The organism is Salinicola sp. CR57 (genome assembly GCF_003206585.1).
Taxonomy (GTDB): Bacteria; Pseudomonadota; Gammaproteobacteria; order Pseudomonadales; family Halomonadaceae; genus Salinicola; species Salinicola lusitanus.
Genome location: NZ_PZJL01000006.1, coordinates 95,711 through 108,909 on the forward strand (window position 1 = coordinate 95,711; position 13,199 = coordinate 108,909).

The 13,199-nt window shown below is 64.8% G+C and carries 12 protein-coding genes; 8 read left to right on the top strand and 4 right to left on the bottom strand.

What is annotated here, in order from left to right:
* Window positions 1-31: 31 nt before the first annotated feature.
* Window positions 32-598 carry a dCTP deaminase gene (gene dcd / locus DOM56_RS10475; protein ID WP_110708720.1) on the top strand — a complete coding sequence of 189 codons (567 nt, stop codon included), beginning with the start codon at window positions 32-34 and terminating at the stop codon, window positions 596-598.
* A gap of 138 nt (window positions 599-736) precedes the next feature.
* Here dcd and DOM56_RS10480 read toward each other — a convergent pair whose 3' ends face one another.
* The 3 genes from DOM56_RS10480 to purM form a co-directional block, all read right to left on the bottom strand.
* On the bottom strand, window positions 737-1,825 hold the full coding sequence (locus DOM56_RS10480; protein WP_110708721.1) for an aldo/keto reductase: 1,089 nt from the start codon (window positions 1,823-1,825) through the stop codon (window positions 737-739).
* Between the two features lie 175 nt (window positions 1,826-2,000).
* Entirely contained in the window at window positions 2,001-2,753 is a 753-nt protein-coding gene (purN, locus tag DOM56_RS10485) for a phosphoribosylglycinamide formyltransferase (protein ID WP_110708722.1), read from the bottom strand.
* Window positions 2,750-3,844 (bottom strand): phosphoribosylformylglycinamidine cyclo-ligase, encoded by a 1,095-nt coding sequence (gene purM, locus DOM56_RS10490; protein ID WP_110709320.1) that lies wholly within the window; start codon window positions 3,842-3,844, stop codon window positions 2,750-2,752. Before purM ends, purN begins: the two co-directional genes overlap by 4 nt.
* Window positions 3,845-3,935: 91 nt before the next feature.
* On the opposite strand from purM, the gene DOM56_RS19685 reads away from it, so the two are divergent.
* The 3 genes from DOM56_RS19685 to dauA all read left to right on the top strand — a co-directional run bounded on the left by DOM56_RS19685 (window position 3,936) and on the right by dauA (window position 6,710).
* Window positions 3,936-4,142 (top strand): hypothetical protein, encoded by a 207-nt coding sequence (locus tag DOM56_RS19685; protein WP_157958209.1) that lies wholly within the window; start codon window positions 3,936-3,938, stop codon window positions 4,140-4,142.
* Window positions 4,139-4,840, top strand: a complete 702-nt coding sequence (gene hda, locus DOM56_RS10495; protein ID WP_110599217.1) for a DnaA regulatory inactivator Hda — start codon at window positions 4,139-4,141, stop codon at window positions 4,838-4,840. Before DOM56_RS19685 ends, hda begins: the two co-directional genes overlap by 4 nt.
* Window positions 4,841-4,928: 88 nt before the next feature.
* Window positions 4,929-6,710, top strand: coding sequence for a C4-dicarboxylic acid transporter DauA (gene dauA / locus DOM56_RS10500; protein WP_110708723.1), 1,782 nt, complete (start codon window positions 4,929-4,931; stop codon window positions 6,708-6,710).
* On the opposite strand, the gene DOM56_RS10505 is transcribed toward dauA, so the two are convergent.
* A complete protein-coding gene (locus DOM56_RS10505; RefSeq protein ID WP_110708724.1) occupies window positions 6,689-7,702 on the bottom strand; it encodes a LysR family transcriptional regulator in 1,014 nt (337 codons plus the stop codon). The genes dauA and DOM56_RS10505 overlap by 22 nt on opposite strands.
* Window positions 7,703-7,879: 177 nt before the next feature.
* Here DOM56_RS10505 and DOM56_RS10510 point away from each other — a divergent pair, with 177 nt between their 5' ends.
* From DOM56_RS10510 to araH, 4 genes are all read left to right on the top strand, one after another.
* Complete coding sequence (locus DOM56_RS10510; protein ID WP_110708725.1) at window positions 7,880-9,115, top strand: aldose epimerase family protein; 1,236 nt, start codon at window positions 7,880-7,882, stop codon at window positions 9,113-9,115.
* A gap of 316 nt (window positions 9,116-9,431) precedes the next feature.
* Complete coding sequence (locus DOM56_RS10515; RefSeq protein WP_110708726.1) at window positions 9,432-10,424, top strand: arabinose ABC transporter substrate-binding protein; 993 nt, start codon at window positions 9,432-9,434, stop codon at window positions 10,422-10,424.
* 42 nt (window positions 10,425-10,466) lie between these two features.
* Entirely contained in the window at window positions 10,467-11,960 is a 1,494-nt protein-coding gene (araG, locus tag DOM56_RS10520) for an L-arabinose ABC transporter ATP-binding protein AraG (protein ID WP_110708727.1), read from the top strand.
* 52 nt (window positions 11,961-12,012) lie between these two features.
* Window positions 12,013-13,014, top strand: a complete 1,002-nt coding sequence (gene araH, locus DOM56_RS10525) for an L-arabinose ABC transporter permease AraH (RefSeq protein WP_110708728.1) — start codon at window positions 12,013-12,015, stop codon at window positions 13,012-13,014.
* The last annotated feature ends 185 nt before the right edge of the window (window positions 13,015-13,199 follow it).

Genomic DNA, 13,199 nt, shown 5'->3' on the forward strand with positions numbered 1-13,199 from the left:
CGACGTCTGCCCCTGTCTCAAGGACGCCTGCATGAGCATTAAATCCGACAAGTGGATTCGCCGTATGGCGGAGCAGGAGGGCATGATCGAGCCGTTCGAAGCCGATCAGGTCCGCCACGTGAACAACCAGCGCGTGATCTCCTACGGCACGTCCAGCTACGGCTACGACGTGCGCTGCGCCGACGAGTTCAAGGTGTTCACCAATATCCACTCGGCGATTGTCGATCCCAAGGCGTTCGACGAGAAGAGTTTCGTCGATATCAAGGGCGATGCCTGCGTGATCCCCCCCAACTCGTTTGCCCTGGCGCGTACGGTGGAGTATTTCCGTATTCCACGCAGCGTGCTGACGATCTGCCTGGGCAAGTCGACCTACGCGCGTTGCGGCATCATCGTCAACGTGACGCCGCTGGAGCCGGAGTGGGAAGGGCATGTCACCCTGGAGTTCTCCAATACCACCAACCTGCCGGCACGGATCTACGCCAACGAAGGCGTGGCGCAGATGCTGTTTCTGGAATCCGACGAGGTCTGCGACGTCTCCTACAAGGATCGTGGCGGTAAGTACATGGGGCAGCGCGGCGTAACGCTACCGCGCACCTGAAAGAACTACCTGCGTTGACAATACTGCGTCAAAAACGGCCTTAAAATGCTCATTTACAAACTCGTAAACTGCGCTTTTTCGGCCGTTTTCTCCTTGTCTTGCCTGCCTCGCTGACGTTCTTCGGTAGTTAGTTGATTATCATGAGGCCGAGCGGTCATCGGTGCGGTTCTTGATGGTCTCACCGAAGCCATCCAGGAACGGCTTTTCGGCCGGATCGAGGCGATCCATGCCGGAGACCACCCGATGCCAGTAGGGATAGAGCGGTGCCGGGCGGGTCAGCCGTTCGAGGCGCTGGTGCTCCTCCTGGCTCAGCTCGAGGTCGGCGGCGGCGAGATTGTCGCGCAGGTGCTCCTCGCTGCGGGCACCCACGATCAGTGAGGTAACGCCGGGGCGATCCTTGAGCCAGGCGAGGCAGGCGCGCGGGATCGAGCAGTCGTGGGCCTCGCCGATGGCGGCCAGTGCCTCGATGATGTCGTAGGCGCGCTCCATGTCGTGGATGTAGGGCTCCGGCCAGCCGTTACCCTGGCGCGTATCCGGTGGCGTCTTCTGGCCGCGACGGACCTTCCCGGTCAGAAAGCCTTCGCCCAGCGGCCCCCAGATCAGCGAACCAACGTTCTGGTCCAGCGCCAGCGGCATCAATTCGTACTCGGCTTCACGAGATTCCGGCGTGTAGTAGATCTGCTGGCTGATCGGCTTGTTGAAGCCGTGGAGTTCGGCCTTGCCGAGGGTCTTCATCATCTGCCAGCCGGTATAGTTGGACGTGCCCCAGTAGCGGACCTTGCCGCTGGAGACCAGATGGTGCATCGCCTCCAGAGTTTCCTCGATGGGGGTGACGCCATCCCAGTTGTGCAGTTGATAGAGATCGATATGGTCGGTGCCGAGCCGTTGGAGGCTGGCTTCGACGGCGCGAATCAGGTGGTAGCGCGAGGCGCCGCTGGCGTTGGGATCGTCGCCCAGCGGGCTCCTCCCCTTGGTGGCGAGGATGATGTCGTTGCGCTTGCTGCCAAGCGCCTTGCCGGTGATCTCCTCGGCCAGGCCCAGCGAATAGAGATCGGCGGTATCGATCAGGTTGACGCCGGCATCGAAGGCGATGTCGAGCAGTTTCTTGGCACCCTTGACGTCGACGCTCGCTGCCTTTTCGAAACCGTTGGCACCGCCGAAAGGCACCGTGCCCAGGGTCAACGTCGATACCATCAGACCTGAATTGCCCAGCGGACGATAATCCATATCGCTTCTCCTCCTTGGTTGCTGAAAGCTTCGCTGACGGAAATGAGAGTCGCCCGGCAGTGGGCCGGGCGCTGCAGGGTATCAGTCTGGCAAAGATTGGCGTCAGGGCAAGCCTAGGAGAGAGGCCGGTGGCAACGGCATGACTCGCGCGCGCCGGCATCCGGCGCGCGCGGGCTCAGTCGTCGAGGTCTTCGTCGAGCTCTTCGGCGGCATCGGCATGGGACATGCGCAGACCGGTGGGCGGCAATGGCATGTTGTCCAGCGTCACCTTGCCGTCGGCCGACAGCTTGATTCGGCCTTCCAGGAACCAGCGTACCGCGATGGGATAGATCAGGTGCTCGCGGGCATGGACCTTCTCGATCAGCGCGTCGATGTCCTGATCCGGCGTGACGTCGACCACGGCCTGGATCACCACCGGTCCGCCATCGAGTTCCTCGGTGACGAAGTGCACGCTGACGCCATGCTCCGAAACGCCGTCCGCCAGCGCGCGCCGGTGCGTGTCCAGGCCCTGGTAGGCCGGCAGCAGCGAGGGGTGGATGTTGAGCATGCGCCCACGGTAGTGATCGACGAAAGCCGGCGTGAGAATACGCATGAAACCCGCCAGTACCACCAGGTGCGGTTCGTGACGGTCGATCACCTTGATCAGCGCGGCGTCGAAGGCTTCGCGGGAGTCATACTCACGGTGGGGCAGGGCAACCGCGTCGACCCCGGCATCCTTGGCTCGCTTGAGCCCGTAGGCATCGGCCTTGTTGGCGACCACGGCGACGATTTCGCCGCCACCGAGCTCCTCGTGCTGCTGGGCGTCCAGCAGCGCCTGCAGGTTGCTGCCATTGCCGGAGATCAGCACCACCACCCGCGGCTTCTCGGCCGCGGCGGCCTCGAAGTCGTTCAACGTGTCGTGCTGTTGTGAAGGATAGTCACCGCTCATGCCGGCAGGTTCTCCAGCTGCACGGCCTCGGCGCCGTCACCGCGAGTGACGATATCGCCCAGCCGATAGACCGTTTCCCCGCTGGCTTCGAGATGGGCGATGGCCTGGTCGACCTGGTCGCGGTCGACCGCGATGACCATGCCGATGCCGCAATTGAGTACCCGGTACATCTCGCGCTCTTCCACGTTGCCCTGCTGCTGCAGCCAGTCGAAGATGGCCGGACGCTGCCAGCGGGTGACGTCGATCCGGGCCGCCAGATCGTCCGGCAGCACGCGTGGCACGTTCTCGAGCAGGCCGCCGCCGGTGATGTGGGAGAGGGCGTGCACGTCGACGCCGCCGGAGCGGATCAGCGACAGCAGCGACTTGACGTAGATACGGGTCGGCGCCATCAGCAGGTCCGCCAGCGGCTTGCCGTCGAGGGTCTCGTCGAGCTTGCCGCCACCGACCTCGAGGATCTTGCGGATCAGCGAGTAGCCGTTGGAGTGCGGTCCCGACGAGGCCAGCCCCAGCAGCACGTCGCCTTCGCCGACCTTGCTGCCGTCGAGGATCTCGGACTTCTCGACCACGCCCACGCAGAAGCCGGCCAGGTCGTAGTCGCTGCCTTCGTACATGCCTGGCATCTCGGCGGTCTCGCCGCCGACGAGCGCGCAGCCGGCCTGGCTGCAGCCCTCGCCGATACCGGTGACGACATCGGCGGCGATATCGACGTCCAGCTTGCCGGTGGCGTAATAGTCGAGGAACTGCAGGGGTTCGGCGCCGGCGACGATCAGGTCGTTGACGCACATGGCGACGAGATCGATACCGATGGTGTCGTGTCGGCCCAGGTCCATGGCGAGACGCAGCTTGGTGCCGACGCCGTCGGTTCCGGATACCAGTACCGGCTGGCGGTAGCCGCTGGGAATTTCACACAGTGCGCCGAAGCCGCCGAGGCCACCCATGACTTCCGGACGCGATGTACGCTTGGCGACGCCCTTGATTCTCTCGACCAGCGCATTGCCGGCATCGATGTCGACGCCGGCGTCACGATAGGTCAAGGAATGCCGGCCAGACGAACCGGGCGCGTTCGGAGTGTCGGAAGAGGAGCGCGTCATGGGAGGACCTTTCTGAATGGGGATGATGTTCGGCGGGGCGCATTGTAGCATTGCTTCATTGAGGGAACAGCCGAAGGGCGACGAGAGCGCGATGACAACACTGCAAATCTGGAGCGTGATCGGGATCGTGCCGGCGATCTGGCTGTCTGCCCTGCCGGAGCCGGTCTCCCCGCCGGCGTGCGTTGGTGCGATCGGTGGAATCGTCGCTGCCGCCATGGGGGCCCCGTTGCCGCTTCGTGGTCGGGCGAGAAGCGTCCACGTCGCCCGGGGCCCGAGCGGGGGGAGTGGATCCGCATGAGCGTCGGGCCGTCACAACTCCCGCTGGGGGTCGGTCTTCGCGATGATGCGACGCTCGCCAACTACCTGCCTGGCGACAATGCGTCGCTGGTGTCGCACCTGACCGGACAACTGCAGGAGGGTGGTGAGTCGTTCCTCTACCTGTGGGGCGGCGAGGGCGTGGGTTGCAGTCACCTGCTGCAGGCGGCCTGCCACCAGGCGGATGCCCAGGGCAAGCGCGCGCTCTATCTGCCACTGGATACGCTGGGACACTTCCCGCCCGACATTCTCGAAGAGCCGGAACGGCTCGATCTGCTGGCCATCGATGACCTGCAACTGGTGGTGGGGCGCAAGCGCTGGGAAGAGGCGCTGTTCCACGGTTTCAACCGCTTGCGCGATGCCGGCAAGCGGCTGGTGATCGCTGCCGACCGCTCGCCGCGCCAACTCGAGGTCAAGCTGCCGGACCTGGCTTCCCGCCTGAGCTGGGGGATGGTGTTCCATGTCCAGCCGCTGGACGACGTCCAGCGGCTGGCCGCTCTCCAGCTCCGGGCCCGGGTTCGCGGGATGGAACTGCCGGCGGAAGTGGGGAGGTATATCCTCCATCGCGGGCCGCGCCAGCTCGACCCACTGTTCGAGATTCTCTCGCGGCTCGACCGCGCGTCGCTGTCTGCCAAGCGCAAGCTGACCATTCCTTTCGTCAAGCAGGCGCTGGAGTGGTGAGCCTGCCCGCGCGGCCGGCGTCCCGTAGCGCCCACCTCTGACACCAACACCGGGCCCCGGTAGCGGGTATTCGACTCAAGGATCCATCATGGCTCGTCGTCGTTTTGCGCTGGACCCGCCCGGGATCGCCACCGCCATGCGCGCGGTCTGGCGTGAAGGCTACGGCATCGCCGATCTTCGCAAGGATGTGATGGCGGGAATCACCGTCGGCACGGTAGCCGTGCCATTGTCCATGGCGCTGGCGATCGCCACCGGCGTGGCTCCGCAGCACGGGCTCTACACGGCGATCGTCGCCGGTGCCGTCATTGCCCTGACCGGGGGCGCCCGTTTCAGCGTATCCGGACCCACCGCCGCTTTCGTCGCCATTCTGTTCCCGATCGTCCAGCAGCATGGCTTGGGCGGCCTGCTGATCGCCTCGATGATGGCGGGCATCATTCTGATGATGCTGGGTGCGCTCCGCATGGGGCGGCTGATCGAATTCGTCCCCTATCCCGTGGTGCTGGGCTTCACGGCGGGCATCGCGGTGGTGATCGCGATCCTCCAGATTCCCGACTTCCTGGGTCTCTCCGCCGCCGGGCTGGGTGAACATTTCCTCGAGAACGTGGGCAGAATCGCCCGCTCGATACCGAGTCTTGACCCGTTGGAGACGGGGATCGGCATCTTCACCCTGGCGGTCATGCTGCTGTGGCCACGCGCCGGGATCCCCGTTCCCGCGCCATTGATCGGTCTCGTCGCCGGCGCGCTGGTGGCCTATTGCGCCAATCGCTGGGCGGGTGCCGACGTCGAGACCATCGCCTCACGCTTCAGCTGGTCAGCGAACGGCGCAAGCGGAAGCGGGATTCCGCCCATCGCGCCTTCGTTCGCGCTTCCCTGGCTGCTGCCGGGCGCCGATGGCGAACCCCTCGACCTGAGCTTCGACCTGATCCGCTCGCTGCTCGGACCGGCGCTCGCGATCGCCATGCTCGGCGCGATCGAGTCGCTGCTCTGCGCGGTGGTGGCGGATGGGCTGACCCGAAGCAAGCACGACCCCAATGCCGAGCTGATCGGGCAGGGGATGGGCAATATCGTGGCGCCGCTGTTCGGCGGAATCACGGCCACGGCCGCCATCGCGAGAACGGCCACCAACATCCGCAGCGGTGCGCGCTCCCCGATTGCCGCGCTGGTGCACGCTGGCGTGGTCCTGCTCGCGGTGATGGCACTGGCGGGGCTGCTCGGGCTGGTGCCGATGGCATCCCTGGCCGCGCTGCTGTTCGTCATCGCCTGGAACATGAGCGAGGCCCGACACGTCCTGCGGGTGCTGCGTTCGTCTCCCCCAGGCGACGTCGCCATCCTGGTCGTCTGTTTCGCGCTGACCGTCCTCTTTGACATGGTACTGGCGGTGGCGGTCGGCATCGGGCTGGCGGCGGCGCTGTTCATTCGCCGAATGGCGCTGCTGACGCATACCGATCGTGTCGATGTCGAGAACCATCCCGCAACCCTGGGCCTGCCGTCCGAGATCGCGGTCTATGACATCGACGGCCCGCTGTTCTTCGGGGTTGCCGAAAAGGCGCTGACCTCGTTGCATCGCGTCGATCCCAAGGTGCGCATCGTCATCATCGACATGGGGGGCGTTCCAAGCATGGATGGCACCGCCATCGTGGCATTTCAGGCCCTGGTCGAAGCGATGAGACGCCAGCAGGTCGCCATCATTCTGGTCGGCCTGCCTGCGCGTATCATCCTCAAGCTACGCCGCGCCGGCATCCGCAGAACCGGAACGCTGACGTACTGCCGGGATCTCCCGCGGGCCAGGACCGTGGCGCTGCGCTGGCAACGACGGCTGACGGAGGCGGAGGCGAGTTCGGCCCCCGTTCAGAGCGTCACATCCCGGTAGTGGGTCGGCGTCCTGGCCTGGCTCTCGCCATCGGCGGCCTTGCGCTCGCGGATCAACTGATGAAGCGTGCTCATCAGCTTCGCGGCACCGGGTGACATGCGTCGTTCGCGCAGGCTGATCAGGCCGAACGGCTGGACGCTGATGGCATCCGTCGACGGCAGGATCGCGAAACGGGGCTGAGTGCACAGCAGATCGGCGACCTCCCGGGTCGTGACGGTGACCGAATCCGACTTGTCGACCATGGCGAGCGCCATGTAGATATCCGGCGTATTGATGATGCGCTGGGGGGGAGCCACCTTGTGGTGCAGGAAGAGGTGCTCGACGCGCTGGCGCATCAGCGCCCCGGGGGGCTGGAGCACCCATGGGTAGTCCAGCATCGACGCCAGATCGAAGGTCTCACGGGCGGTGAGCGGGTGATCCGCCCGGCACACGAAACACAGTGCTTCCTCCCCGATCTCCTCGAACACGAAGTCGCCGGCCGGCATTCCGCTGGGGATCCGGGCGATGGCGAAATCGAATTCGCCATCGCGCAACCGCGGTACCAGGTTGCGGCTGACGTCGACATCGATATTGACCTCCAGGTGCGGGCTGTCGCGGTGGACGCGCTCCACCGCGCTGGCCAGCAGCGTCACGGCCGGCGCGAGAACCGTGCCGATGGAAACCGTCCCGGCGTTGCCGTCATTGAGCGCATTGATCTCCTCGCTGGCCTGGGCCAGCGAGGTCAAAATGCCGCGGGCATGACGAATCAGGCTCTCCCCGTACCAGTTGGGCGTCACCCCCCGTGAATGCCGGTCGAACAGCGAGACGCCGAGCAGGTGCTCCAGATCGCCCAGCAGCTTGGACGCCGCCGGTTGGCTCATGCCCAGCCGTTCGGCGGCACGATGCAGGTTGCGGCAGTCGTCGAGGGCGACGAACAGCTGGAGATGACGGAACTTGAGCCTGACGCGCAGGAACCAGTCCGGTGGCAGCAATTCGCTGGAGTGAGACTTCATGCCGCCATCCCGCGCATGGATTCGACGTTTTTATAAGGCATGTTGCGCTGTTCTCGCATAGTCAGATCGGGGCGCCCGGTCTAGGGTGTAAACGATCGTGTCGGCGGAAAGGAGCCGGCCGGAACGTCAGCAACGACAATCGGGACGTGAAGCTCAAATGGAAGACAGGAGTTCACTATGACTCGCCATCTCTCTGCTGTTCACCGATGTCTCGGCATCGGCCTGCTGGGCATGATGATCGGCCCGGCCTTTCTGCAAGCCCAGGCACAAACGGTGTCCACCACCTCGTCTTCGGCCATGCCGCCGGGAATCGAGCGCTCCTCGTTCGGCCAACTGCCGGATGGCCGCGAGGTCGACTGCTACCGCATCACCAACGACAACGGCATCGAGATGCGGGTCATCAACTACGGCGGCATCATCGTGTCGCTGAAGACCCCCGACCGGGCCGGGCGGATGGATGACATCGTGCTGGGCTTCGATTCGATCGGCGATTATCTCTCCGACACCTATCGTCAGGCCAACCCCTACTTTGGTGCCTTGATCGGGCGCTACGGCAACCGCATCGCCAACGGTCGCTTCACGCTCGACGGGGAGACCTATCATCTGCCGACCAACGATGGACCGAATACGCTGCATGGCGGCGATGTCGGATTCAATCAGCGGCTGTGGCACGCCGAGCCTTTCTCCTCCGCCGAGGGGCGAGGCTTGGTGCTGACCTATACCAGCGCGGACGGCGAGCAGGGCTTTCCCGGACGGCTCTCGACGCGGGTCAGCTACACGTTGACCAACGACGACGAGCTGGCCATCGATTATCGCGCCAGGACGACACGCGCCACGCCGGTCAACCTGACCCAGCACAGCTATTTCAACCTGAAGGGCGAGGGCAGCCCCAGCATCCTGGACCACCAGTTGATGATCAACGCCAGCGCCTACACGCCGATCGATGAAACCCTGATCCCGACCGGCGAGATCGCCGACGTCAGCGGTACGCCCTTCGATTTTCGCGAGCCTACCGCGATCGGCGCACGCCTGGGTCAGAAGAATACCCAGTTGGCCTATGCCAAGGGTTACGATCACAATTTCGTGCTGAGCAAGAATCCCGGACAGGACGATCTGCCGACGCTGGCGGCCAGGGTCATCGAACCCCGCAGTGGCAGGGTGCTCGAAGTGGCCACCACCGAGCCTGGCCTCCAGTTCTACTCGGGCAATTTCCTCGACGGAAGCCTCACCGGCAAGAGTGGACGTCCCTACACCCATCGTTCCGGTCTGGCACTGGAGACGCAGCACTTCCCCGACTCTCCCAACCAGCCGAACTTTCCCTCGACGATCCTGAGGCCCGACGAGACCTATCACTCCCAGACCATCTATCGCTTCTCGACGACCGCATCGGAAAACCAGCTCGCCGCAGATTGAGTCCCGCCCGGAGAGTCGGCCGCGACTCTCCCATGGGTCCCGCCAGAGCCGCCGCCATGGCGGCTCTGTCGGACTAAAACGCCTGTTTTAACCAAAGTCGAAAAACGACTTTAGTCGGCCCGGCGGGTTCGTCCGCTGTGGTTCGCCCCGCCTGCCTGTTGTCCTCCCGGTTTGCTGATAGCAAATCATATATCGGTTTGCCGTTGGATCGTTATTAGCCGGTTATCGAACAACGGCTTAGTGTCACGACAGCCATGTCGTGGCAAACGTCATCCAACAACAAACCCGATGTCCCCCGAGGGGCTGGAGGCCGCCAATGATTCGCTTTCTAAAATCGTCACTCTTCGTACTCGGCGTGACCGGCCTGGGGGTCGCCTCCGCGCCGCTCCTGGCCCAGGACGAGGTCAAGATCGGGTTCATCGTCAAGAAGCCCGAACAGGCGTGGTTCATCAACGAGCAGGATGCGGCGACCAAGCTGGGCCAGGAGGAGGGCTTCGAGGTGGTGCGGCTGGCCGGCGAGGATGGCCAGCAGGTACTCAGTGCCATCGACAACCTGAACTCCCAGGGCGCGCAGGGATTCGTGATCTGCCCGCCGGACGTGCGACTCGGGCCGGCGATCGTCAATCGCGCCAAGCAGTACGGCATGAAGGTCGTGACCGTCGACGACCAGTTCCTCGGCGCGGATGGCGAACCCATGGCTTCCGTCCCGCACCTGGGGATGTCGGGCTACAAGATCGGCCAGCAGGTCGGCGAGACGATCGCCAAGGAGATGAAGGCGCGGGGTTGGGATCCGCAAAGCGTGGCTGCCCTGCGCATCAGCAACAACGAGCTGCCCACAGCCAAGGAGCGCACCGACGGCGCCACCGACGCGCTGCTGGAAGCCGGCTTCGTCAAGGACAACATCTTCGACGCGCCGCAGCAGAACACCGACACCAGCAGTGCCTTCGCGGCGGCGTCTCCGGTGCTGTCGAAGAACGGCCGCTTCGAGCACTGGGTGATCTTCGCGCTCAACGAGGAGAGCGTGCTGGGTGGCGTCAGGGCGAGCGAGCAGTACGGCTTGTCTCCCGACCAGGTCATCGGCGTCGGCATCAACGGCTCCGGCGCGGCCTTCGCCGAGTTCTCCCGCGAGAAGCCGACCGGCTTCTACGGCACGATTGCCGTCAGCTCGACCATGCACGGTCGCCAGAGCGCCGAGAATCTCTATACCTGGATTACCGAAGACAAGGAGCCGCCGGCCAACACCGAGACCACGGGCACGCTGATGACGCGCGACAACTGGCAGCAGGTTCGCCAAGAGCTGGGCCTGTAGGCCCGTTCGCGAGGCCGCGTTCCCATCGCTGAGGAGACTGGAATGGCGGAAGCTTATCTTCGCATCGACGGCATCACCGTCGAATTCCCCGGCGTCCGGGCGCTGGATGGTGTCAGCTTCGCCGCGCGGGGAGGGGAAGTCCACGCCTTGATGGGCGAGAACGGGGCCGGCAAGTCGACGCTGCTCAAGGTGCTGAGTGGCGTCAACCGGGTCACCAGCGGGCAGCTCTGGATCGATGGTGAGCCGATCGTTTTCGCCAACGCGCGGGAGGCGTTGCGCCGTGGTGTCTCGATCATCTACCAGGAACTGACGCTGTCGCCCAATCTTTCGGTGGCGGAGAACCTGCTGCTGGGGCAACTGCCGGTCAAGCACGGCTTTCTCGACCGGCGTCGGCTGCGCGAACGGGCGATGACGATCCTGGAGGAGCTGGGCGAGGGGAATATTCACCCCTCGACCAAGGTGCGGGATCTCTCGATCGGCCAGCAGCAGATGATCGAGATCGGCAGGGCGCTGCTGCGCGATGCCCGCATCATCGCCTTCGACGAGCCGACCAGTTCGCTCTCGGTCCAGGAGATCCGGCATCTCAAGCGGATCGTCTCACGGCTGCGCGACGAGGGGCGCGTAGTGCTCTACGTGACCCACCGCATGGAAGAGGTGTTCGAGATGTGCGATGCGGTCACCGTGTTTCGCGATGGTCGCCACATCCGTACCCACGACACCCTCGAAGGGCTCGATCACGACACCCTGGTCAGCGAGATGGTGGGTCGCGAGATCGAGGATGTCTACGGCTACCGCCCGCGGGAACGCGGCGAGGTATTGATGCGCCTCGAGGGGATCGAGGGGCGAGGCGTGAGGGCGCCGGTCACTCTGGAGGTGCATCGCGGCGAGGTGCTGGGACTGTTCGGACTGGTCGGCGCGGGTCGCAGCGAGCTGATGCGACTGGTTTGCGGTGTCGAGCGTGCCACGGCCGGCCAGGTCTCGTTCGACGGCACCAGCCGCCGGTTCGGCTCGGCCCGGCAGGCGATCCGTGCCGGCATCGCGATGTGCCCGGAGGACCGCAAGTCCCAGGGCATTTTCCCCGTGGCCAGCGTCTCCGACAATCTCAATATCAGCTGCCGGCGCTTCTTCAAGCGCTGGGGAGGCTTTCGCGACCCTGCGCGAGAGACCCGCAACACCCAGGACTACATCCGCCAGCTGCGGATCAAGACGCCGGGGCCCAAGACCCCCATCGCCAACCTCTCCGGCGGCAACCAGCAGAAGGTGATCCTGGCGCGCTGGCTGGCGGAGGAGATCGACCTGTTCGTGATGGACGAGCCGACCCGCGGGATCGATGTCGGCGCGCGCCGGGATATCTACTCGCTGCTCTACGACCTTGCCGAGCGCGGCAAGGGCGTGCTGGTCATCTCCAGCGATCTGGCGGAGGTCAGCTCCATCTGCGATCGCGTCGGGGTCATGCGGAACGGTGAACTCATCGACATCGTCCCGCGTGAAGAGGCGACGCCCGAGCGTCTGCTGGGCCTGGCGCTGCCGGCCTGAGAGTGGCCACGGATTTCCACGAGAGTCTTGAATCGCAAGAGGATTCGACAACATGAACGACAAAGTTGCCGCCCAGTCGACGCTGCCCGCCGCAGGGCGCAGGGGACTTCCCAAACCGCTGCGAACGCTGCTGGACACATCGGGGCTGATCGCCGTCTTCATCCTGCTGTTCATCGGCCTCTCGGTGCTGGTGCCGGACTTCCTGACCGGGCGCAACATCGTGGGCCTGCTGCTGTCGGTGACGCTGATCGGCACCATTGCCACCACCATGATGATGGTGCTGGCGCTGGGGGAGGTGGACCTGTCCGTCGCCTCCATCGTCGCCTTTTCCGGCGTCGTGGCGGCGATGGTGACATCCACCAGCGGCAGCGTGGCGATCGGCGTGCTGGTGGGGATCGCGGCGGGCGCCGCCGTCGGCGCCTTCAACGGCTTCGTGGTCGCCCGCTTCGGCATCAACTCGCTGATCGCCACCCTGGCGGCGATGGAGTTCGTGCGCGGCCTGGCCTACATCACCTCCGGCGGCGATGCGGTAATGATCACCGTGCCGGGGTTCTTCGACCTCGGCAGTGCATCGTTCCTGGGGCTGACGCTGCCGGTGTGGACGATGATCGGCTGCTTCCTGGTCTTCGGTGTCGTTCTGAACATGACGGCATTCGGCCGCAACACACTGGCGACCGGGGGCAATTCGGAAGCGGCCAGCCTGGCGGGCGTCAACGTGCGGCGCCTGAAGATCATGGTATTTGCGCTCCAGGGGCTGGTGGCGGGTATCGCCGGCGTTCTGCTCACCTCGCGAATGGGGCTGGGCGATCCCAATACGTCGCAGGGTCTGGAACTGGCCGTCATCTCGGCCTGTGTACTGGGTGGCGTCTCGCTCTCCGGCGGCGTCGCCTCCATCACCGGGGTGCTGGTCGGGGTGCTGATCATGGGCTGCGTGCAGAACGCCATGGGGCTGCTCAACGTGCCCACCTTCTACCAGTATCTGGTGCGCGGGGCGATTCTGCTGCTGGCGGTCATGTTCGACCGCTGGAAGCAGACGCGTCGCGCTGGTGGCTGACGGGGCGGTCGAGCGAAAACTGCAACTTTGGTCGGGTCGCCTGAACCGCCTTGCGTGATGAACCCGGGACGCCACGCTCGAGACGCGCCTTTCGATAACCATATGTATATCGATATCGCAGAATTTTGGCATTTCCTGGTTATCGGATCTTGGCGCTAACGTAGCGGCACCCCACGGCGAGCGTG

Excerpts from the sequence above, each read along its gene's own strand:
- dcd (WP_110708720.1), top strand. The coding sequence starts at position 32 with ATGAGCATTAAATCCGACAAGTGGATTCGCCGTATGGCGGAGCAGGAG.
- DOM56_RS10480 (WP_110708721.1), bottom strand. The coding sequence starts at position 1,825 with ATGGATTATCGTCCGCTGGGCAATTCAGGTCTGATGGTATCGACGTTG.
- purN (WP_110708722.1), bottom strand. The coding sequence starts at position 2,753 with ATGAGCGGTGACTATCCTTCACAACAGCACGACACGTTGAACGACTTC.
- purM (WP_110709320.1), bottom strand. The coding sequence starts at position 3,844 with ATGACGCGCTCCTCTTCCGACACTCCGAACGCGCCCGGTTCGTCTGGC.
- DOM56_RS19685 (WP_157958209.1), top strand. The coding sequence starts at position 3,936 with ATGACAACACTGCAAATCTGGAGCGTGATCGGGATCGTGCCGGCGATC.
- hda (WP_110599217.1), top strand. The coding sequence starts at position 4,139 with ATGAGCGTCGGGCCGTCACAACTCCCGCTGGGGGTCGGTCTTCGCGAT.
- dauA (WP_110708723.1), top strand. The coding sequence starts at position 4,929 with ATGGCTCGTCGTCGTTTTGCGCTGGACCCGCCCGGGATCGCCACCGCC.
- DOM56_RS10505 (WP_110708724.1), bottom strand. The coding sequence starts at position 7,702 with ATGAAGTCTCACTCCAGCGAATTGCTGCCACCGGACTGGTTCCTGCGC.
- DOM56_RS10510 (WP_110708725.1), top strand. The coding sequence starts at position 7,880 with ATGACTCGCCATCTCTCTGCTGTTCACCGATGTCTCGGCATCGGCCTG.
- DOM56_RS10515 (WP_110708726.1), top strand. The coding sequence starts at position 9,432 with ATGATTCGCTTTCTAAAATCGTCACTCTTCGTACTCGGCGTGACCGGC.
- araG (WP_110708727.1), top strand. The coding sequence starts at position 10,467 with ATGGCGGAAGCTTATCTTCGCATCGACGGCATCACCGTCGAATTCCCC.
- araH (WP_110708728.1), top strand. The coding sequence starts at position 12,013 with ATGAACGACAAAGTTGCCGCCCAGTCGACGCTGCCCGCCGCAGGGCGC.